This is a genomic window from Listeria immobilis, assembly GCF_014322845.1.
Taxonomy (GTDB): domain Bacteria; phylum Bacillota; class Bacilli; order Lactobacillales; family Listeriaceae; genus Listeria; species Listeria immobilis.
Genome location: NZ_JAASUA010000008.1, coordinates 50,709 through 72,856 on the forward strand (window position 1 = coordinate 50,709; position 22,148 = coordinate 72,856).

The 22,148-nt window shown below is 36.0% G+C and carries 22 protein-coding genes; 5 read left to right on the forward strand and 17 right to left on the reverse strand.

Features of this window, described 5'->3' with window-relative positions; translation table 11 throughout:
* Positions 1–32: 32 nt before the first annotated feature.
* The 6 genes from HCJ45_RS10920 to HCJ45_RS10945 all read right to left on the reverse strand — a co-directional run bounded on the left by HCJ45_RS10920 (position 33) and on the right by HCJ45_RS10945 (position 7,147).
* A complete protein-coding gene (locus HCJ45_RS10920; protein WP_187124819.1) occupies positions 33–1,508 on the reverse strand; it encodes a UDP-N-acetylmuramoyl-L-alanyl-D-glutamate--2,6-diaminopimelate ligase in 1,476 nt (491 codons plus the stop codon).
* A 171-nt stretch (positions 1,509–1,679) separates the two neighbouring features.
* On the reverse strand, positions 1,680–3,938 hold the full coding sequence (locus tag HCJ45_RS10925) for a penicillin-binding protein (RefSeq protein ID WP_187124820.1): 2,259 nt from the start codon (positions 3,936–3,938) through the stop codon (positions 1,680–1,682).
* Positions 3,935–4,297: a cell division protein FtsL gene (gene ftsL, locus HCJ45_RS10930; protein ID WP_185346232.1), complete on the reverse strand. Its 363-nt coding sequence runs from the start codon at positions 4,295–4,297 to the stop codon at positions 3,935–3,937. Before ftsL ends, HCJ45_RS10925 begins: the two co-directional genes overlap by 4 nt.
* 16 nt (positions 4,298–4,313) lie before the next feature.
* On the reverse strand, positions 4,314–5,252 hold the full coding sequence (rsmH, locus tag HCJ45_RS10935; RefSeq protein WP_187124821.1) for a 16S rRNA (cytosine(1402)-N(4))-methyltransferase RsmH: 939 nt from the start codon (positions 5,250–5,252) through the stop codon (positions 4,314–4,316).
* 12 nt (positions 5,253–5,264) lie between these two features.
* The gene (gene mraZ / locus HCJ45_RS10940; RefSeq protein WP_014093376.1) at positions 5,265–5,696 is read right to left on the reverse strand and encodes a division/cell wall cluster transcriptional repressor MraZ; all 432 of its coding nucleotides are present in this window, start codon (positions 5,694–5,696) and stop codon (positions 5,265–5,267) included.
* 203 nt (positions 5,697–5,899) lie between these two features.
* On the reverse strand, positions 5,900–7,147 hold the full coding sequence (locus HCJ45_RS10945) for an MDR family MFS transporter (RefSeq protein WP_187124822.1): 1,248 nt from the start codon (positions 7,145–7,147) through the stop codon (positions 5,900–5,902).
* A gap of 115 nt (positions 7,148–7,262) precedes the next feature.
* Between HCJ45_RS10945 and HCJ45_RS10950 the strand changes: the two genes are divergently transcribed.
* Positions 7,263–9,035, forward strand: a complete 1,773-nt coding sequence (locus HCJ45_RS10950; RefSeq protein ID WP_187124823.1) for an ABC transporter substrate-binding protein — start codon at positions 7,263–7,265, stop codon at positions 9,033–9,035.
* On the opposite strand, the gene HCJ45_RS10955 is transcribed toward HCJ45_RS10950, so the two are convergent.
* From HCJ45_RS10955 to HCJ45_RS10970, 4 genes are all read right to left on the reverse strand, one after another.
* On the reverse strand, positions 9,007–9,393 hold the full coding sequence (locus HCJ45_RS10955; protein ID WP_185346224.1) for a DUF3397 domain-containing protein: 387 nt from the start codon (positions 9,391–9,393) through the stop codon (positions 9,007–9,009). The genes HCJ45_RS10950 and HCJ45_RS10955 overlap by 29 nt on opposite strands.
* The gene (locus HCJ45_RS10960; protein ID WP_187124824.1) at positions 9,386–10,291 is read right to left on the reverse strand and encodes a 2-dehydropantoate 2-reductase; all 906 of its coding nucleotides are present in this window, start codon (positions 10,289–10,291) and stop codon (positions 9,386–9,388) included. Before HCJ45_RS10960 ends, HCJ45_RS10955 begins: the two co-directional genes overlap by 8 nt.
* A 147-nt stretch (positions 10,292–10,438) precedes the next feature.
* The gene (gene rpmF, locus HCJ45_RS10965) at positions 10,439–10,612 is read right to left on the reverse strand and encodes a 50S ribosomal protein L32 (protein WP_003726143.1); all 174 of its coding nucleotides are present in this window, start codon (positions 10,610–10,612) and stop codon (positions 10,439–10,441) included.
* 90 nt (positions 10,613–10,702) lie between these two features.
* Positions 10,703–11,239, reverse strand: coding sequence for a YceD family protein (locus HCJ45_RS10970; RefSeq protein ID WP_187124825.1), 537 nt, complete (start codon positions 11,237–11,239; stop codon positions 10,703–10,705).
* A 130-nt stretch (positions 11,240–11,369) separates the two neighbouring features.
* Between HCJ45_RS10970 and HCJ45_RS10975 the strand changes: the two genes are divergently transcribed.
* Positions 11,370–12,542, forward strand: a complete 1,173-nt coding sequence (locus HCJ45_RS10975; RefSeq protein ID WP_187124826.1) for a nucleotidyltransferase — start codon at positions 11,370–11,372, stop codon at positions 12,540–12,542.
* Between the two features lie 83 nt (positions 12,543–12,625).
* Positions 12,626–14,866, forward strand: a complete 2,241-nt coding sequence (locus HCJ45_RS10980; protein ID WP_187124827.1) for an ATP-binding cassette domain-containing protein — start codon at positions 12,626–12,628, stop codon at positions 14,864–14,866.
* Between the two features lie 79 nt (positions 14,867–14,945).
* Here HCJ45_RS10980 and HCJ45_RS10985 read toward each other — a convergent pair whose 3' ends face one another.
* From HCJ45_RS10985 to cyoE, 7 genes are all read right to left on the reverse strand, one after another.
* Positions 14,946–15,986, reverse strand: a complete 1,041-nt coding sequence (locus tag HCJ45_RS10985) for a SepM family pheromone-processing serine protease (RefSeq protein ID WP_187124828.1) — start codon at positions 15,984–15,986, stop codon at positions 14,946–14,948.
* 16 nt (positions 15,987–16,002) lie between these two features.
* On the reverse strand, positions 16,003–16,488 hold the full coding sequence (coaD, locus tag HCJ45_RS10990) for a pantetheine-phosphate adenylyltransferase (RefSeq protein ID WP_185346213.1): 486 nt from the start codon (positions 16,486–16,488) through the stop codon (positions 16,003–16,005).
* 2 nt (positions 16,489–16,490) lie between these two features.
* Complete coding sequence (gene rsmD / locus HCJ45_RS10995; RefSeq protein WP_187124829.1) at positions 16,491–17,048, reverse strand: 16S rRNA (guanine(966)-N(2))-methyltransferase RsmD; 558 nt, start codon at positions 17,046–17,048, stop codon at positions 16,491–16,493.
* Positions 17,049–17,144: 96 nt separating this feature from the next.
* Positions 17,145–17,426, reverse strand: a complete 282-nt coding sequence (locus HCJ45_RS11000) for a YlbG family protein (protein WP_187124830.1) — start codon at positions 17,424–17,426, stop codon at positions 17,145–17,147.
* Between the two features lie 30 nt (positions 17,427–17,456).
* Positions 17,457–17,906 (reverse strand): YlbF/YmcA family competence regulator, encoded by a 450-nt coding sequence (locus tag HCJ45_RS11005; RefSeq protein ID WP_185346207.1) that lies wholly within the window; start codon positions 17,904–17,906, stop codon positions 17,457–17,459.
* A 47-nt stretch (positions 17,907–17,953) separates the two neighbouring features.
* Positions 17,954–19,009, reverse strand: a complete 1,056-nt coding sequence (locus HCJ45_RS11010; protein ID WP_187124831.1) for a CAP-associated domain-containing protein — start codon at positions 19,007–19,009, stop codon at positions 17,954–17,956.
* 146 nt (positions 19,010–19,155) lie between these two features.
* Positions 19,156–20,061, reverse strand: coding sequence for a heme o synthase (cyoE, locus tag HCJ45_RS11015; RefSeq protein WP_185346203.1), 906 nt, complete (start codon positions 20,059–20,061; stop codon positions 19,156–19,158).
* Between the two features lie 235 nt (positions 20,062–20,296).
* On the opposite strand from cyoE, the gene HCJ45_RS11020 reads away from it, so the two are divergent.
* Both HCJ45_RS11020 and HCJ45_RS11025 read left to right on the forward strand, forming a co-directional pair.
* Positions 20,297–21,214 (forward strand): COX15/CtaA family protein, encoded by a 918-nt coding sequence (locus HCJ45_RS11020; protein ID WP_187124832.1) that lies wholly within the window; start codon positions 20,297–20,299, stop codon positions 21,212–21,214.
* 112 nt (positions 21,215–21,326) lie between these two features.
* Positions 21,327–22,067, forward strand: coding sequence for a potassium channel family protein (locus HCJ45_RS11025; RefSeq protein WP_187124833.1), 741 nt, complete (start codon positions 21,327–21,329; stop codon positions 22,065–22,067).
* The last annotated feature ends 81 nt before the right edge of the window (positions 22,068–22,148 follow it).

The window sequence follows — 22,148 nt, forward strand, 5'->3', positions numbered from 1 at the left end:
TCCCCAATCTGTTTGTCAACGCACTTCATATTTTATGCGAGTCCGAGTTTTTTTTCAATAGCTTTTCGTGCTTCCACTCGGTCATCAAAATCAATTACTTCGTTGCCGATAATTTGATAATCTTCATGACCTTTTCCAGCAATCAGAATAACATCCCCTGTTTCTGCCTCATTTATAGCAAATTGAATCGCATCACGACGATTTTCATAAACTACATATGAATCGCTTTCTGGAACACCTTTAATCATATCTTCAATAATCGCATACGGATTTTCACTACGCGGATTATCTGATGTAAATACTGGGTTGGTTGCATATTGAACGGCAATTTGTGCCATTTGGGGACGTTTTCCTTTATCTCGGTCGCCACCACATCCAACGACTACAAAAACACGTTTCTCCGCGAACTCATCAATTGTTTGCAATACATTGAGTAAACTATCAGGTGTATGAGAATAATCAACAATGACAGGGAAATCTTGTCCTGCATTTACTAATTCAAAGCGCCCCTTCACTCCTGGAATAGCTTCTACAGTTGTAATCGCTTTTTCTAATGGAATATGTAATGCATAGCTTGTTGCAATCGCTGCAAGCACATTATATATACTAAAATTACCAATCATTTTTATATTAAGTTTAAAATTGCCCTCAGGTGTAGCTAAGTCAAAACTCGAACCATGACTTGAAATATGAATGTTATATGCATTGAAATCAGCATCCGCATGTATACCAAACGTGATAACATGTGCAGCTGTTGCTGTTTTCATTCGTGCACTGACTTTATCATCTGCATTTAAAACAGCAATTTTCGGATTATTCGTATCGTAACTATTGCCTAATTGCGCAAATAGTAAACTTTTGGCATAGGCGTATTCTTCCATTGTATGATGATAATCTAAATGATCCTGTGATAAATTCATAAAAACTGCCACATCATAATCAGAACCATATACTCGACCTTGAACTAATGCATGAGAAGAAACTTCCATTACAGCAGTACTAACGCCATGAAGAAGCATCTCACGAAAAGTTTCTTGCAAAGTTAGGCTATCTGGAGTTGTATTTTTTGTTTCCAAAATTTCATCGCCAATTTTACGGTACATTGTCCCAATCAAGCCTGTCTGTTCTCCATTTTCGCGGACTATTTGTTCAACTAAATGGCTAACAGTAGTTTTTCCATTAGTACCAGTAATTCCGACTAATTTTAATGCTTGTGTTGGTGAACCATAAAAATAATCAGCTAGCATTGCCATGGCGCGTTTTGAATCTCTAACATAAATAACTGGAATAGCCACATCTAGTTGTTTCTCAGCAATAATTGCAACTGCTCCGAGCTCTTCTGCTTTTTTCGCAAATTGATGCCCATCGATTAATTCCCCGTCAATACAGATAAAAAGTGTGCCTGGTTTCACTTTCCTACTATCTTGAGCTATTTGACTAACTTCAATTGTAGCACTTGCTTCCCCAGAGAATACCGGGATAGCTCGCATTAGTTCATTTAACTTCATTCTTGCCATCTCCTCAAACTTATTCTTTCTGTTATTTTTGCTAAAATCAAAAAGAATCCTTTTCTATCTTAGCAAAAACAACAAATGATATCTACCACGACTAAAGACACATATTGTAGTTAAAGCTAGAAGTATGCCAGTTTTTTGAGCCGACATACTTCTATCTTCCTACTATTGATTAAGCAAATCTCCAATGCCGGCATTTTCTTGGATGTCAGTTGCTTTTTTATTCTTTTCAGCTTGATCTTGATCATGATTTTGATTAAATTGACTAATTTGTTCAGGTGAAGCGAGTGTGATTTTCATTTTAGTTTCACTATTAATGATGCTACCTGCTGATACACTTTGACTTTTCACATAGCCAGAACCACTAAATTCAAAAGGCACTCCTGTGATTTCCGACACTTTTAAAACGTCATCTTTGGACCAAGTTACCATATCAGGTGCTGTCATATCACCATCAGTCATTAATATCACTTTTTGTCCTTGCATTAAATCGCTATTAGCTTGTGGTAATTGTTGGACAATTTTTTTACCATTTCCGACAATCACTGGTTCTAAACCTTTATCTGTCACAGCTTTTTTAGCATCATCTACAGTTCTTTCTGCTAAAACTGGGACTTTTTCAGATGCTAATTTTTCGATGTCAGCAGGTTTGATATTCATATATTGCAAACTATTTTTCATTACTGGATTAAAAACTTCCGATACTGCTTCTCCGCCTGTTTCACTTCCAGATAATTGTGGTTGTTGCATCGTTACATAAATAACCAACTCTGGATCATCTGCTGGTGCCATACCTAAAAATGAGAAAATATAATTATCTGCTCCAGTCATGTATTTTCCAGTTTTCGGATTAGGAATTTGTGATGTTCCTGTTTTACCAGCGACATCATAACCAGGAATTGCATACAGTTTACCTGTACCATGCTCTCCGCTAATAACATTTTTTAGCTCATCTCGAGTTTTTTTGGCGGTTTCAGCACTAATCGGTTTTCCAGTTGTTTTTGTTTTCGTTTCGGTTTCTGTTCCAGTATTTGGATCGGTTACTTTTGAAACAACATAAGGCTGTTTCATCGTCCCATCACTAGCAATGGCTGATGCAGCTTGGATCATTTGCATCATGGAAACGGTCGTCCCTTGTCCAAAAACAGTAGTTACTTTTTCAATTGGATAATTATAAAGGATTTTCCCACTTGTTTCATTTGGTAAATCAATCCCAGTTTTCTTTCCAAAACCAAATTTATCTAAATAGGTATGGAATGTATCTGTACCCATTTTGTTTAAAAGTTTAGCGAATGCGACATTACTAGAACGTTCTACACCTTCGCGATATGGAATGGAACCCCATCCAGCACCATTATTATGGTCATGAATAGCGATATCTCCTACGTTATAAGAACCAGATTGATAATATTCGTTTGGATTATAAACATTTGTATCAATCGCAGAAGCTAGTGAAATAATTTTCATTACTGATCCTGGCTCATAGGCATATTCAACAGGTAAATCTTGCCAGATGCTTGAACTGTTTCCGGTAATTGTAGAACGATCAGCTGGATTAAAGGATGGACGTTGACTAATTGCAAGGATTTCTCCTGTTTTTGGATCAGCCACAACTGCCATCATATTTTTCGGATTATATTTTGCATCCACGGTTGTCATTGTATCTTCTAAAAAGGTTTGAATTTTTTTATCAAGTGTTAAAGTAATATCTTTGCCATCTTGAGCTTTCGTTACTTTATTTTTAGAATTAGGTAAAATATATCCCATGCGATCCGTACTATAGTCAATTTTCCCATTAGTACCTGTTAACGCATTATTAAAACGAGATTCGATACCCATTTTCCCTTCTAAAACAGTGGTGTTTTTCTTTTCTTCTTGTTGCGCAAAACCAATTAATTGCGTTGCGAAAGTACCATTAGGATAAAAACGTTCTGATTGACGTGTAAACTCAATACCAGGTAGATTTTCTTTGTCGATTTTCGCTTTTGTTTCTGTAGAAATATTTTTCCCAGCAGCACCAAATTCGACTTGATATTTTCCGGTTTCATTGAGTTTATCTAAAATATCAGATTCATCCATTGGAATATATTTTGCTAAAATACGAGCTGTTTTTTCTTCGTCAACTACTCGCATCGGGTTTTTCGTTGCTTTTGAAAGTTTATCGCTAACTACCGCAGCAATCGTGTAAGAAGCCGTATCCTCAGCTAGCACTTCTCCCTTTCGATCTAAAATGGAGCCGCGTTTTGCTTCAAGAACACTGCTTTTTAAATGTTGCTTGGATGCTTTAGCTGCAAGCGGGACCCCATTTGCCTCTCCCGTAATTTGCAAATAAAGAAAACGGCCAGAAACTAAGAGAAAGAGAATAGTGAAAAAGATAAAAAGCACTAGCGCTCCCCTTCTCATGTTACCTATACGCCGTTTCATTGACCATCTACCACTTTCACGTTATCACCATCAAGTTTTAACCCTTTTTCTTTGGCGATTTTTAAAATACGTTCATATCTTCCTAAATCTTTTACTTCTACTTTTAAATCTTCATTTGATTTTTGTTGTTCGACAATTTTCTCTTCTTTTGTTTGAATTTCTTGGTTTACTGTGTAAATTTGTGCTTGTACACTAATAATTTGGAAAGCAACAACTAAAACAATCGCAAGCGCTATCGTGATGATTACTTTTTCGCCAAGTGTCATTTGACCTCGTCTTAGTATTTGTTTTTTAGGTTGTTCTGCTTCTCTATGTACCTTATTTGGTTCTAGATTAGATTTATAGGCGACATTGCTCACATTTTTTCAACTCCTGCTATTTAATAATTTTTTCAATGACACGTAGTTTGGCTGAACGTGCTCGATTGTTTTGTTCCAGTTCTTCTTCACTTGGTAAAATTGGTTTTCTTGTCGCAAGCTTAAAGTCTGGTTTATATTCATCTGGAATGACTGGAAGACCTGGTGGTAAATCTGGTCCTTTTGTCGCTTCTTGGAATAAATGTTTTGTTATGCGGTCTTCTAATGAATGGAACGTAATTACGCTAATTCTGCCGCCTGGTTTTAATAAAGTTAATGCTTTTTCAAGTGAATCTTCTACCGCGCCTAATTCATCATTAACTGCAATACGGATTGCTTGAAAAGTTCGTTTTCCCGGATGTCCACCTTTTCTTCTTGCAGGTGCCGGAATAGCTGTTTTAATGATATCAACTAGTTCGCCAGTTGTTTCAATTGGTTTTACTTCACGGCGACGTTCGATTTCACGAGCAATTTGTTTGGAAAATTTTTCTTCTCCATATTGAAAGAAAATTCGAATTAACTCTTGGTAGGACCATTCGTTTACAACTATTTTTGCTGTAAGTTCTTGCTCTTGATCCATTCGCATATCAAGTGCAGCATCCTGATGATAACTAAATCCACGTTCTCTTTCATCTAGCTGCGGGGAAGAGACACCTAAATCATATAAAATCCCATCCACTTCACTAATCCCACGTTCGTTTAGTGCTTCTTTCATATAACGAAAATTCGATTTTACAAAGGTGACCTTATCGCTATACGCTGCTAACTTTATTTTTGCATTATCAATTGCTGTTTGATCTTGGTCAAAAGCAAATAAGTGCCCTTTTTCATTAAGCTTATTTAGTAAATACTCTGAGTGACCTGCGCCGCCAAGTGTTGCATCGACATAAATCCCATCTGGTTTTACTTCAAGCATATCTACGGTTTCATGTAATAAAACTGTTTCATGTTTAAACATATGATTTCCTCCTTAAATATCAAAGCCAATCATATTTTCAGCTAAATCAGCAAATGATTCTTCTGCCTCATTGAAGACATCTTCCCATTCTGATTTACTCCAAATTTCAATACGACTAGAAACTCCGATAATCACGGTTTCTTTTTCCAAATCCGCATACTGTAGTAAGTTGGATGGAATATTAATCCGACCTTGTTTGTCTAGTTCACATTCAGACGCACCGGAAAAGAAGAAACGTGTAAAGGAACGAGCATCTTTTTTGGTAAGTGGTAAGGTTTGGAGTTTTTCTTCTAGCTTTTTCCATTCCTCTTGTGGATAAGCAAATAGACACTTATCAAGTCCTCGGGTTATAACAAAATTATCCCCCAAAAGCTCACGGAATTTAGCTGGCACAATTAATCTGCCCTTTATATCGATGTTATGTTGATATTCTCCCATGAACATTAGACTTCACCCACTTTCCTCCATACCACTTTACCACATCTCCCCACTTTGCACCACCCAAAACTTAAAAAAGGGCAAAAAAAAATCATTCCTTCGAAACAATAGAATGATCAAACCTTTATTTAAAGCCATTTATACTAGTATTTAAGAATAAAAATGATTGTGGGGCTTGGTGGAGGCATTCCCCACTTTTTTGCAAAAAATCATTTCGCAAGCACTTTTTCATATCCTGATTTTAGTGCTATTGCAGAGAAACCGATAGCAACAACACCTAATAAAATTGTAAAAATCCCCATCCCATACTTACCGATGAAAGGTGCAAAAACAAGACTTACGGAGCCTATCATTTTACCGATTTGAAAAATAATACCATTAAAAGCCATATAAGCTCCTCGTTTATTATCATCTACAATCAAGGCAAGAATCGTTTGTCGCGTTGGCACATAGAGCAACTCACCAATCGACAATACGGCTGTAGCAAATAATAAAACTAGCATACTATTAGCAAAAGCGCACACTGCAAATCCAATTGCAAATAATCCAAAACCAACATACATAATCGGTTGTTGCGCTCGTTTTGTTACCCATCTCGCAATTGGTACTGTGAAAAGCACGATAAACAGCGTATTTACCGCCGTCAAAACACTCACAATTTGGACGCCATTAAGAGGAATCGCTCCAAGTGGTCCTAAATTCACAAGTAAATTATGAACATCTTCTGCTAAACGCACTGAAATATAGTTACTCCTTTGAAATTCAATCGACATAATCGCAATTCCACCAACTGTATATAGAAGAAAGCGATAATCATGTAAAACTTGGCCATAACTTTTAAACATTTCTAATAATCCATAAGACCCTTTTTTTAGCGTTTTCTTTTGTTTTAAGGTTTCAGAAATTAGGCTGAATGTTAGCCAAGCAGTCACAAACGACATAATAAACAACGCTACGAGAAGTGGAAAGAGATGTCCCACAAAAAACCATCCTCCAACCATTATCCCAATTAACATGGACAAATTATTCGCCCAGTAACTTATGGAATACATAAATGCTCGGTTTTCTGGTGTACTTACATCAATCAGCATTGCTTCTCCCGCTGGATTAATCAGCCCTTGTGCTACACCAATAATAAGCAACATTACAAAAGTTAGCCACGGCGAATGGTATAGAGGAGAATTACAAAGAACCATTCCAAGAAAAGCAAAAACTTTAAGCACTTCTCCTGTTAGCATCAACTTCCGCCGTCCAATAATATCTGCTAAATGCCCACCATAGATACCCGCAACAAACTGAACAAAGACATTTATCATCAAAAGAATTCCTGCAACTCCACTATTTATTTCCATTGAAAAATAAATTGCCATAAACGGGAAAATCATCGAACCAATTACTTTGCTTAAAAATTGAATTAATATCCGAGCACGAATATTTGGGTGCAATTCTCTAAACATGCCATCTCCTCCATTTGCTTTTTTTCTGACTACTCTGTTAGTATAAAAGGGATCATTACATATAAAAAGGGTATTTAAATTAATTTTATGTCCCCTTTTAGAATGGAGGATTTTAGTGGATAAAGATTATTTTAGTATGCGCGCGTATCTTTATGGTCTAACTCCTGAATTGCAAGTTCGCTTTAAACTAAGCGATTTAGCTAGCATTTGGTTTTGCACCCCCAAAAATGCCAAAAGAAAATTACAACAATATCAAAAAAGAAATAAACTTCTCTATTCTCCCGGACTAGGTCGTGGCAACCTTTCCACTATTACATTTTCAAAACCATTGGAAGACGAGGTTTTAACTGCTTTAAAGAATAGTCTTGACGAAGAACTATTTAGCAATATTTTGTTTTTATCTGGGCTTGCCATTCCTAAAAGTTGGTTTGCAAGCACGTCTAGTGAAATTCAACAATTATTTGGACTGCAGGTAACTGAAAACCAACAAGAAGTATTGCGTTCCATTATTCGCCGCAAGTTGACTACTCTTGACCCACTACATACATCCGTATCACTAGAAGCTTTTTTACTCACCCAAATTGGTGATCCATTAGTAAAATATGATAAAAAGGAAGAAAAAGTAATCCCACATATTGCCCATCACTGGAAAGCATCTGCTAATCACCGAGAATGGACCTTTTATCTTCGCAAAAGTGTTCTTTTCCATCATGGTCGAATGCTTAATAGCGAAGATGTTAAATTTACTTTGCTTCGTGCAAAAGACCCGAAAGCCGTATCATCTTGGCAAATGGAAAATATTCAAATGATTGATTGCGTTAATAAATTTACCGTTACAATTCATTTAAAAAAAGCAGATCCATTTTTCATTCGTTATTTATGTACATCTAATATGGCGATTTTGCCACATGATGAACCATTTGACGAATATAAATGGATTTCCACCGGTCCCTTTCGAATGGTGCAAAGAAGTGATGATCACTTAATATTAGAAGCCTTTGATGGTTATTTTTTAGAGCGTCCGCTTCTTGACCGTGTCGAATTTTGGACGGCTGAAAATGACCAAGCTCTTCAAGTTATTCCAATTCAATTCACTTCTGTAGATTATGAAGAAAACCCTGCTTATGTAGAACATCGTAAAACTGGTGTTGGTGTTAATTTTATCTGTTTTAATAGTTATCGAAATGCTACTCCACAACACAAAGCTTTTCGTGAAGCAATGTACCATTTGATTGACTGCCAAATAGCGAGTAATGAGTTATTTGAAAATTACGGTACTATCGCTTCTAACTATTATCCTGAAAAATCAATTATACCTGAAAAACATCCTGAAAAAATCGCCACTTTATTAAAAAAAGCCAATTATCAAGGGGAAAAAGTAATTTTAGGAACAACGCAGCATCCCTCTGCTATACAAGAAGCACGATGGATTTGCAACAGAGCTGCTGAATTTGGAATTCAATTAGCAATAAAAATCATTTCTCATGAAGATGCTTCTTATTCAACTCTTCCTGAAGATGAAACAGATATGATGATGATGGGTGAAATTCCTTCTTCTGATAAGGAAGTAGCCTACCTAGATTTCTTAAACAACCCCAATTTATTACCACAACATCTTTTAAGCTCGGAAATTCTCCAAGAAATTTCTAGACGTATAGAAAAAATGAAATTAGAAAAAGACGCCACTAAAAGAGACGTCTTACGCACAGAAATAGATGATTGGTTGACTAGCAATTATCATTTAATTTATTTACATCACCCAGAAAGAAGTCAATCACTCCATTCGATGATAAAAGGAGTTTCCGAAAATCCTTATGGCTATTTTGATTTAAGTAAAGTATGGATGGAAACAAAACCAGTTACAACATTAAAATCAAACTATAAATAATCCCGTAAAGGTACAAACCCACATAAAGTAAGGCGAAGATGAAAAAACAAAGTCTCCAGTAACCACGGATGATTTTGCGAAATTGAATCTCGCCTTCTTTTTTTGCAGCAAGAAGAACAATAACAATGCCGAGTATAAATAAAAATAGCAAAATAATAAGTAAAAAAGAGTACCCAAACAATACAATCATAAAGTAATGAACTGCAATAATAAGAAATAGAGTTGATACATCTGCCGCTAACATAAGTCTGCGTTGTCTTTTCCGAATCCAAAGACTTGAAATAAACATTGTTAAAATAAATATTAATACTGGTAAGATAATAATTATCGCTACTGAATTAGTTAGCCAATCAAACATTTTTTTCTCCTTCCGAGCCTTTAATAATATGGTATAACGTTTGAAGTGTAGGGAGCTGTTCCCCTTCTTGCGCTCCTTTTTCTAAAATTGGCAGCACTATCCCATCAATCTCGGTTTTACGCCCATGTTTTTGGTCAAGCGCCATCGAAGAAAAATTATTCGCAGTTACCCGACAAATCTGCTCCACTTTTTCAAGACCACTTTTGATGGGAATAATTCTTTCTATCTCGTCTACTAATGTGCGTAACAAAATATGCCACTCTGGATTTGCTAAGAGCGCGCCATTTTGTACACCTAATACAGCAGTCAAGGGATTAATAACTGCATTTATAAACAATTTCTCTTGCATAATTTCTAAGTAACTTGGATGTTTTTCTACAGGAAAATCCGGAATAGCATCTAGCCATGTTTCTATAGAGTTATCTAGCGTTCCTTGATAAACGCTATATTTAGTCCGTCCATGTCCGCGCCAAACAACCGTTGTGTCATTTTCACGACCAGCACCGTGTTCACTTATCCCTAGTAAGATTGTTCGCTTTTCACCAAGTAAAGATAAAATTTCTAAGTGTGCTGCGCCATTTTGAATAAATAGTATCGGTATATCAGTAGTTATCTTTTGTAATAATGGGACAATTTTATCTAAAGAATATTGTTTAACTGCAACCATAATTAGCTGTTGTTTATTTAATTCTGCTAGATTATCGACCGCCACTGCATTAATATGTATGGTGTTTCGTTTTTCATTATCTATTAGTAAAATACCATTCTCTTTTAAGGTGTTTCGCTGTATTTCTCTTCGTGTAAAAAGTGTGAGGTTCGACTCCTTTGCAAAATTAGCTGCATATAAAAGCCCCATTGCTCCTGCACCAATAATACCAATATTTAGTTGGTTTTCCATTTCTTTCAGCTCCATATAGGTTAATGCTTTTATTTTAGCAGAACTACTGACAGTTTGCACTTTTAGACAAACAAAAACCTCGAAAGACCCATGGCGTCTTTCGAGGTTCGTTTTCAACAAGTGAAACGTCACTTGTTTTTAACATGATTAGCTGTTTGCTACATCTTTACCATCATATTGTCCACATTCAGGACATACGTGGTGGGAAAGTCTGTATTCGCCGCAATTCGAGCATTCGTTCATGCCCGGAAGTTGAAGTTTAACGTGTGTACGACGCTTACGCTTTTTGGCTTTTGAAGTTCTTCTAAAAGGTACTGCCATTTCCTTACACCTCCTTGACGATAACTAAGTACTTGTATCGTTAATCTAAGAAAAATAAATTTCTTAATATATTCCAGCTTCACGGGGATTTTAGTCTTCTTTTTTCTCATCGAAAAAATTGGCTAATCCCGCAAGACGAGGATCCACTTTTGGTTCTTTTGCTTTTTGGTCGAGTAGATTATCTTCTTCTGTTTTCATTTCCCATTCATTTCCACGTGGAAGCTTATTCATAACTAGCGCCTCATCACTGAAAACTTGCATTGGAATTTCTACTAGTAAAAGTTCTTCTACTACCGGTGTTAAATCAACCATATCTTGTTCCATCACATGCCAAGATTCATCTAAAACTTGTTCTTTGGATTTCACAAAAGTTTCCGTCGCATGCACTTCGTAAGGATAAATAACATCCTCTAATGTACGGGCACATGGAAGCGTCCACTCACCTTTCATTGTAAGGTTAGCAGTAACTTCTTCTGGGTGTACAATTAGTTCCCCAGTTACTTCTACGGGGCTTGCATCACGAACGTCTATATTGTTCTCTTGAAAGAACTTTTTTAAGTCAGCTTTTTCGTTAATCGTGAAGTTGCTGTCACGATATTTTTTTAATTGGCTGATAGACCATTTCATCCTACATCACTCCAAGCGCAACACAAAATATTATAGCTTTTTTAAAGGCTTTTGTCAATGGTTTTTCAAGTCATCCAAACACTAGCAATAATTTATGCTAAAATAGGAATATCTAAAGGAGGGAACAGGTATGAAAGCAACCGGAATCGTTGTAGAATATAATCCATTTCATAATGGACATAGACTTCATTTAAATAAGGCACGTGAATTAACAAAACCCGATGTAGTTATCGCTGTTATGAGTGGTTCTTTTGTTCAACGTGGCGAACCTGCTATCCTTCCAAAATGGGAACGAACCAAGATGGCACTCGCTGCTGGTGTGGATATAGTCGTTGAACTACCCGTTTCATTTGCAACTCAACATGCAACGATTTTCGCTGAGGAATCCGTTCGAATTTTAGACGCACTTCACGTAAACACTTTGTTTTTCGGTAGCGAACACGGAATGGCGAGTGATTTTTCAAAAGCTGCACACATGGTAACTAATCAAAAAACCACTTTCAATCAAATGATAAAACAAGCTTTGGAAAACAAGAAAGTTTCTTATGCTACTGCTTATACGCTTGCCCTCCAGACATTGCTTGGAAAAGATATAATAGATGTGACCAAACCAAATAATATTCTTGGTTTTCATTATGCACTCGCTATAGAAAAACAAAATCCAGCTATCCAACTAAAATCCATACCGCGAGAACATGCTAATTATCATGATGAGTTTGCTTCTCACAACCAAATCGCCAGTGCTACAGCCATTCGAAAATTAATACTAGCTGGGGATCTTCATCAAGCTGCTAACTATTTACCTGCCACTTCCATGGAAATTTTACAAGCTTATTCAGGTCCTTTTTTATCATGGGAGAACTACTGGTCATTCTTAAGATTTCGACTTTTACAAGCAACTTCCGAAGAACTAAGCCATATTCGTAGCGTTAGTGAAGGTATTCAAAATCGGATGCAACGAGCAGCTATTACTGCAACAGATTTTAGCGCCTTTATTGAGCAAGCAAAAACAAAACGTTATAGTAATGCAAGAATTCAGCGCACTGCTTTACAAATTTTATTGAATGCCACTGATAAACCAAGTAGCCCTTATATCCGCATTCTTGGCATGAATAAAGTCGGGCAAAAATACTTAGCTTTACACAAAAAAAATATAGCACTTCCTGTTGTTACTACTGCATCAAAAGCACCTTCAGAATTATTAACAGAAGATTTAAAAGCGACCACCATTTATACACTTGTCAATGGTCTAGAATCGTATCAAAAAGGCGATTTCCAAATTCCGCCAATGATAACTTTGTAAATTTTTATTAGGTCTTTAGTTGACTTCTTCATTGCAACTTTGCTATGATAGCTATTCGACTCAAAAAAACAGGAGGTCTGTGTATGGTACAAGAATATATTCGATTAAAAGGAGCACGTGAAAACAATCTCCAAAATATTTCCCTTGATATTCCCAAACGAAAAATCACTATTTTTACTGGTGTGTCTGGGTCTGGGAAATCTTCTATTGTATTTGAAACTATTGCCACGGAATCGCAAAGACAGCTAAATGAAACATATAGTGCTTATTTGCGTAATTTTCTACCAAAGTATAAGCAGCCTGATGCCGATTCCATTGAAAACCTCTCTACTTCTGTTATTATCGACCAAAAGCGACTAGGTGGTAATTCTCGCTCAACACTCGGAACAATCACTGATATTAATTCTATTTTGCGCTTACTATTTTCTCGAGTTGGCAAACCGAGTATTGGAACAGCAAATTTATTTTCATTTAATGATCCAGCTGGTATGTGTCCCGATTGTCATGGTGTTGGTCAAAAAGTAACAGTAGATTTAGTCAAATTACTCGATCCAAATAAATCACTCAAAGAAGGTGCCATCCTTTTCCCAACCTTCTCTGTAGACTCATGGTACTGGAATTCTTATGCTTATTCCGGCTTTTTTGATGTGAATAAAAAAATAAAAGACTATACAGAAGAAGAATATGATCTTCTTTTATATGGAAAAGATATAAAAGTATTTTTAGAAACACCAATGGGAAGTATGAATGCAACCTATGAAGGATTAATTCCAAAATTCAATCGCCTTTATATTCAAAAAGAAGGAGGTATGTCGGCATCAACGAAAAAACGTGTCGATAAATTTACCCATATTGCTCATTGTACTACCTGCTCAGGAACACGACTTTCTGAACAAGCACTGTCCTGTAAAATAAATGGCGCTAACATTGCAGACTATACCGCAATGCAACTAGATGAATTAAAACAAACTGTCGAGGCAATTACTGACCCAATAGCTGTTCCCATGGTGCAAAGTATAACGGAACGTCTAACACATTTAATGGATATTGGCTTAGGTTATATGACACTTGATCGACAAACCGCCTCCCTTTCTGGTGGAGAGTCGCAACGAGTTAAAATGATTCGTCACTTAAATAGCAGCTTGACTGATTTGCTTTACATTTTTGATGAACCAAGTATTGGACTGCATCCTCGTGATGTACATCGATTAAATGAATTATTAGTTAAATTGCGTGATAAAGGGAATACCATTCTTGTTGTAGAGCATGACCCAGATGTGATTAAAATTGCAGATCATATTGTTGATGTTGGTCCACATGCTGGTAAACATGGTGGAGAAATTCAGTTTGTTGGTAGCTATCCTGATTTACTTAAGTCAGATACGCTTACTGGTCAATTCTTAAATCGTCATCTACCTATAAATGATAAACCACGAACACCAAACGGATTCTTAACAACCGTCAAAAGTAGCCAATTTAATTTAAAAAATATCCAAGCAAACATTCCAAAAGAAGTTCTCACTGTTATTACTGGAGTAGCTGGTTCTGGAAAAAGCACATTGATTAATTCTGTTTTTCTAGCAGAACATCCTGATGCCATTGTGATTGACCAATCTGCCGCCCATGCAAATATTCGTTCTAACCCAGCGACCTATACCGGAATTATGGATCCTATCAGAAAAGCATTTGGTAAAGCTAATGATGTTAGTCCTTCCTTATTTAGTTATAATTCCAAAGGTGCTTGTGAAAACTGTAAGGGGCTTGGTTTTACTACAATGGATTTAGCTTTTATGGATTCCATTCGTACTCCTTGTGATGTCTGTCATGGTAAAAGGTTCCAAGAGTCCGTCCTAGCCTATAAATTAGATGGTAAATCTATTAGTGATGTGTTAGAGCTAACTGTCTCAGAAGCACTTGATTTCTTTACTGATAAAAAAATCTTAAAGAAGATTACTGCAATGGAGGAAGTTGGTATTGGCTATGTAACATTAGGTCAAGCACTTAGTACGCTTTCTGGTGGTGAATGTCAACGGCTTAAATTAGCTAATGAACTCCATAAAAAAGGCTCCATCTATATTATGGATGAACCAACAACTGGTCTTCATATGTCTGACATCGAACATATTTTAACTATTATTAACACACTCGTTAATAAAGGAAATACTGTTGTTGTCATTGAGCATAACATTGATATTATTCGTAATGCCGATTGGATTATCGACCTTGGTCCAGAAGGCGGAAGTGCTGGCGGTCAAATTATTTTTGAAGGAGTTCCAATGGATTTGCTTTCAAACAAAGTATCTTTAACCGCAAAATATTTATAAAACTTCTTCTTTCCTTTTGGATATAATTTAAAAAAGCCATCACCCGAAACAAAATAATGTTTCGGGTGATGGCTTTTAATTATGGTAATTTATTTAGATAATCCAGCGCATCTTGGAAAGTTTTCACTGGAACAATTTTCATTTTAGAGTCAATATCTTTAGCTGTTTTTACTGCTGTGTCATAGTTGCTTTCAATGGTTGCATCGCTTTCTTTCATTTCTTTCGTAATCATATCATTAGGTGCAAAGAAAATTTTCGCGCCGCTTTTATCTGCTGCCACCACTTTTTGGTCAATGCCACCTATTCTTCCAACCGTGCCATCAGTATCAATTGTCCCAGTACCAGCAATTTTTTTGCCATCGGTTAAATCATCTTTTTGGAAGCGACTATAGATTTCTAAGCTAAACATTAAGCCCGCGGAAGGCCCACCAATTTTCTCGGAATCGATTTTCACTTCTGGAACAGCCGTAATTTTTTCATCATCAACAAGTGTGATTCCAATACCTGGTGTTCCTTTTTTGTCAATTGCGGTAAGTTTAATGCTTGCCTCTTCTTTTTTATCACCATGTTTGTATTTTATTTTAACTGTATCACCGACTTTTTTGCTATGAATATAATCAATGAATTCTTGACTTGATTGGAAGCTATGACCATCAATTTCGGTAATTAAATCACCAGCATGTAACACTTTTGCTGCTGGAACATCTTCCATCACACTTAAAACATACACCCCATCATAGGTTACTTTGACTTCTTGACCGGCTGCTTTATAAGCTACTTGGATGGCGTTGTTTTTTGATTCATTCATCAGTTGCATTTGACGAACGTTATATTCCTCATCGGTTTCATCTTCATATTTAATTTCGCTATCTTTTTCGAGTTCACGATATGGAAGAAATTTAGCTGCCATATATGTATAAATGTTCGCTTTTCCCATCGCTATTGTCACTAGACTTAATGAACCATCTTTATTATTAGGATGATTCTCAACTGTAACGAGTGGCGCAAGTTCCTCCGTTCCACCAGGTTTTGAAATATAATACGGAACTGGAATAAAAAAGCCAGCTATAATAATTACTAACAGCATTATCGCCGTTATTTTTTTCCACTCTTTACGCATTTTCCTTGTCCATCTCCTATTTATTATATTTTGCTTGAATGGCTTTGTTCACAACTTCTGGAACAAGTTCGCTAATATTCCCTTGATACTGCGCAACTTCCTTCACCATGCTAGAACTTAAAAAAGAATATTTGGTATTTGTCATTATAAAGAAAGTTTCGATTGTTGCATTTAGCGTTCTATTCATGGAAGCAATTTGCATTTCATATTCAAAGTCACTAACAGCTCTAAGCCCTCTAACTATTGCTGTAGCATTGCGTTTAGCTGCATATTCAACCGTTAAACCACTAGCGCTTTCAACTTGTAAATTCGGTAAATGAGCAGTTACTTTTCTAATCATTTCCATTCGTTCTTCTACCGTAAATAGCGGTTTTTTGGAGGAATTATTTAAAACCGAAACATACAATACGTCAAAAATTTTCGCTGCACGTTCAATGATGTCCAAGTGACCATTGGTAATCGGATCAAATGTTCCTGGAATAACTGCAATTTTTTCTCCCATATCTACGCCTCCTGAAATTCAAATATTGATAAAACAGTAATTCCATATGAAGCAGATCTGATTTTTGTAAAACTACCTACTGATTCTGGCATAACTGCTTCTTTATCATGTTCACAAATAATTCTACCGTTTTGGCTAACTAATGCCAACTTTTCCAGCATTGCTAGTAATTTTTCTAATTGTTGTTTTTTATATGGCGGATCTAAAAAAACTAAATCAAATTTACATTCCTTTTTATGTAACAGTTTTAATGCCCGTTCGGCTTCATTTCGATAAACTTCTGCTCTATCTGTAAAATGGCAACTTTCTAAATTAAGATGGATTGTTTTAATGGCAGCTTGAGCTTGATCAATAAAAACAGCCCGTTCTGCTCCTCTGCTTAGCGCTTCAATGCCAAGTCCCCCACTACCTGCAAATAAATCAAGCACTATATCCCCATCAAAAAAAGGACCAATAATAGAAAATAACGACTCTTTTACTTTATCTGTGGTTGGTCTAGTATTATTTCCAGGAACAGCTTTTAAAGCATGGCCTTTTCGTTCTCCTGCAATGACTCTCATCTTTTTCGCACAACCTTTACTTCAATGTCTTTTTACTTTATCATAAATAGATGCAAAAAAACAGCAAGACTAGTTAAAATAGTCCCGCTGTATTTTTTAAATACTGATTTGTACGTCTTCGTTTTTATGTTCATACATTCGCTCTTTTTTGGATTCGTACTCTGTTTTTAAGAACGGACGAAACGACATTTCCACACGTTTCACATAATGAAAACGCGAAATTTTGTTGGAAATATCTTCTACTTCCGCCATATCACAATATAAAACGGCATATTTCAATTTACGCGATACATAATGAACATTCCCGAATCGTTTCAAAGATCTCACTTGCTTTAAATGATTCATCCAAACGACAATTGCCTGTCTGTCATTTTCCATTGTTTAAGCCCCTTCTTTTTAGAATAACCATTATGCTGAACAACCGCAACCTCCACCGGTACTACAACTTCCACTCGAACAAGCTGATTTTGTTTCAAAAAACGGGTTACCAGTTGGTACCTTGATATTATCTGAAACAGCACTTGCGAGAAGCAAACTAATTTCGTCTAAAAGAGACTGCAAATCCATCTCTGCTCGGCGAAAAGCTGCCACGTTTTGATCCATATCGACTTCGCGTTTGTAAGCACGCGTTTTTCTAGTTACTTCTTTATAGTCAGGATGGTACCGGCCGAACCGTTGTACTTCCTCATATTGTTCTTTTATTCGTATAAATTGACGAATACTTTTTTGGCTTGTTGCATCATCCAGTAAGGCTTGTTTGCATTGTTGGTAATTTTGCACTTCCTCGGAGTCTAGAATCATGCCAGCAAGCTCATCTGATAAATCAAGTAATGCCATATTTTCCATTGTAGCGAGCATCTAGCCACCTCCATATCACTTACTTGTTTTATTATACCATATAACCATTATTTAATAATAAAATTTTGCGTATAGTATTTTTGGTATGTTCCGGCACCCATGTAGGTATAAGAACCATCTAGTAAATTTTCACGATGACCTTTAGAATTCAGCCAGCCTTCTACAGCAGCTGCACTATCTATATAATTAAATGCGATATTTTCTCCCGCTTTAGTGTATTTGACATCTCCAGCACTAAGTCGATTACTTAAATCCCCATGTGTTGGCGAATTATGGTCAAAGTAATCATTTTTCTTCATATCTACACTATGTCCATAAGCTACTTTGGCGACAGCATCATCCCAAGCAACTTCCTCTACTCCATAACGGTCGCGAATAACATTGGTAATCTCTAATACTTGTTTGCTTGAAGCTTTATCAACTGCATCCCATTCTGCTTGGGAAAGTTTTTCTTCATAGATTTCCCCTTGGTAAGATAGTTCATACGGACGGGTTTTAATTAATGAAAGTTTGTTTAAATACCGCACACTTACTAATTTTGCTTTAAATTTATCAAAATTCAGTTGCGCATAAACACCACTGCCAATATTTACTATTGGTCTAGCGTTTAAGTCTTCTTCCGAAAGTTCAAATTTATAGTAGCTATCTTTATAATTGAAGGATATTTCAGATTGTAAATTAGCATCTGTAAATACTTTTTCAGCGGACATTCCGATTGTATACGGCATAACATTTAAATCTTGTCCTAGAGCATAAATTGTTTGTACGACATTATTTGTAACTCCCACTTGCATATAGCTTGTACCTGGTTGACTATAAATATAACTATCATAACCATACGCTGATTTATCAACACGTACGGGCTCCCCAAATTCTTTTGTTACATCATTGACGCTTTTATTAATAAATCGTGCCAAACTAGAGCTATCTTCCATTTGTTCGGGATTTTCATTTGTTGTTTTTTTATCATCGGGAAAATTTGACTTGGTAGCTGTATCTTCTGCGGTGTTTTTTTCCACTGATTTACTAAAAAATAAATCTGTGTTATATCCAATGAATAGGCAAATGATTAATAGCACAGCTACTCTCATAATAAACTTCACACTTTGCCCTCCTCGGCATTATTTTGCAATCCCTTGGTGTAACTTCCATTTTACCAATTCTATTATCATTTGAAAAGTTTTAAAATCAAAAAAACAATTACAAATTAGTGCTATAAAAACCACACCGCTTCGTAATTGCTTTTATTTTATAAGAAAATCGAAATAACGACCATCGCAACAAATAATATTGTCATATAGTTTAATGAATACACAAACATCCATTTAGCCCATTTGATGCTGTCTTCCATTTTAAAACCATAAATGCTAAGTGCTAGCCAGCCAATATTTAGTAAGGTTGCTAGGATAACATATACAATACCTAAATCGAACATGAAAAATGGCAAGATTGTTAATAAAATAACCCAGAAGAACATGCTTTTTTTCGTACGTTCAATGCCTTTAACAACTGGAAGCATTGGGATTCCAGCAGCGGCGTATTCCTCTTTCCGCTTAATTGCTATTGCATAGAAATGTGGCGGTTGCCAGCAGAACATCACAAGAAATAACATAATTGGTACAATACTAAAACTTGGCTCTACAGCAAACCAACCAATAAGCGGCGGAACAGCTCCCGAGAAACTGCCAATTATTGTATTACTAACTAATTTTCTTTTTGCATAAAGTGAATAAACGACTACATATAAAAAGACACCAATAACCCCGAGAACGCCTGCCTGCCAAGTTGTCATAAACAGCATAATCGTCCCGATAAGCCCTAGCACAATTGCGACCATTAATGCACGTTTACCAGAAATCTTTCCAGTCATTGTTGGTCTGTTTTTAGTTCGTTCCATGATTCCATCAATATCTCGGTCAATAACATTATTAAAAGCGCCCGAAGCAGCTACAATAAGTGCTGAACCGACGATTGTAAAAAATATTACATCGACATTTTGGATAAAAGAAATACCATTTAACTGAAAAGCTAACCACATTCCTGTAAAAGCGGTAATCGTATTAGAATTCACGATACCAATTTTCACAAGCTCGGTAAAATCGCGAACAGTAAACCTAGTTACTGCAAGCTCCCCAGTTTTTTCTATCTGATTCACATTTTCTCCCCCTTACACTTGCTGATATTAACCAGTGATTGCGAACTGATAGATATCTTATACCCTTATTATGTGAAAAATACGCCCCTTTTGTCAATAAATCGGCTCTAGATTTGTAAGCTTTACTTCTTGAATTAAACACGCTACAATTAATCTGATGTGTACTCATGAACTTATACATAAAAACATATATTAGAAAAATCTCACACGCATCTAAAGGAGAGATAGGTAGATAATGAAAAAATTCTTGAAAATTTGGTCTGTCTTAACTATTATTTGTATGACCATTGTCGTATTTGGTGGTGCACTTGTAACAAAAACTGGTTCTGCAGATGGCTGTGGTAATAGTTGGCCATTGTGTAATGGACAATTAGTTCGACTAACTGATGTAACACCTGAAAAACTGATTGAATTTATGCACCGAATGACAACCGGTATTAGTTCTATTTTTGTTATCGTGCTAGCAATTTGTGCCTGGATTTATATGAAGGATCGTCGAGAAACTAAACCACTTGCGATTATTGCGGTGCTGTTTTTAGTTATTCAAGCGTTAATGGGTATGGCGGCTGTTGTTTGGGGACAAAATCCGTATATCATGGCTTTACATTTTGGTATTTCAATTATTTGTTACGCTTCTATTGTATTACTTGCGTTAATGATTTTTGAAGTCGACCGAAAATTCGATGCTAGAAACCTCGTAATGGAAACCAAATTGCGAATAAACATATACGCACTAACCATTTATACTTACTTAGCTGTTTATACTGGCGCGCTTGTCCGTCATGAGAAAGCAAGCCTAGCTGTCCCAGTGTGGCCGTTTGAAAACGGAAAATTTATTATGCCTGATTCTGTACAAGATTATGTCCAGTATTTTCACCGATTAGCAGCTTTTATCTTAATTGTTTGGCTACTCTATGTTACTTGGCTCGTATTCCGCGACTATAGAAGATACCGAGTTTTGACATTTAGTATGGTGTTATCACTAATATTTATTGCGCTTCAAGCAGTAACGGGGGCTTTATCCGTATATACTGGGGTAAATCTTTATATCGCTCTTGCGCATAGTTTAATTATAACCATGCTATTCGCCTTGTTATGCTATTTATGTTTATTAGCTTCTAGAAGTAAAAGCAATCGCCTACGAATAAAATAATAACTTAAAGCTAGCGACTCCTATTGGGTTGTTAGCTTTTTTAAATTACATACAGTTTTTTTATTGTTTTATGCTAAAATGAATAAGAGTATATATTAACGAGGTGAATAAATTGGACAAAACTAGGAGAAGAATAATTTATGAGTCGTTTATGCTTGTGCTCATAATCCTATCACTTGCTCTTTTACCGTATCAAAATTCTTTTACATTTATTTTAAATTGGATTATTTGGAGTATATTTACGTTAGATTATTTAGTCAGGTTGTACCGAGCTGAAAAAAAATGGCACTATGTTAAAACACACCCTTTCCAACTAATTGCGATTATTCCATTTTACAGTGGGTTCCGGGCGGCTCGCATTGCAAGTTTTGTTCATATTTTAAGTATTACTGCTATGGGAAAACGCTACATTATTCCCATTTATAACTTTTTCCGTTCGAATGGATTAAATCGTTTCTTAATGATTTTTATTTTGTTAGTTATTCTAATCCCTGTTCCAATGGTATTTATTGAACCGGATATACATAGTTATTCCGATGCTCTTTGGTGGGCAATTGTGACAGCTACCACTGTCGGATATGGTGATATTATTCCAGTAACGCCAATTGGTCGAATTTTAGCTGCGATTATGATGTTATTTGGCATTGCATTTATTGGGATGATTACTAGTACAATTACTAATTTCTTTCGAGCTAAAAAAAACCCTACTACGAGTACACAACGAACTAGTAAAATTACACAACTAATTGCCGAAACACCTGACCTTACAAAAGAAGAAATAGCCATAATTGAACAATTTTTAGCATTAAGAAAAAATGAAACAGTAACAACCAAAAAAAGTGATAACCCATGAGGTTCATCACTTTTTTTGGTTAAAATAAATTTTGGCTAACCTTGCTAAAGTGAATACCAATTCTACTTCACTTTCGGTTGG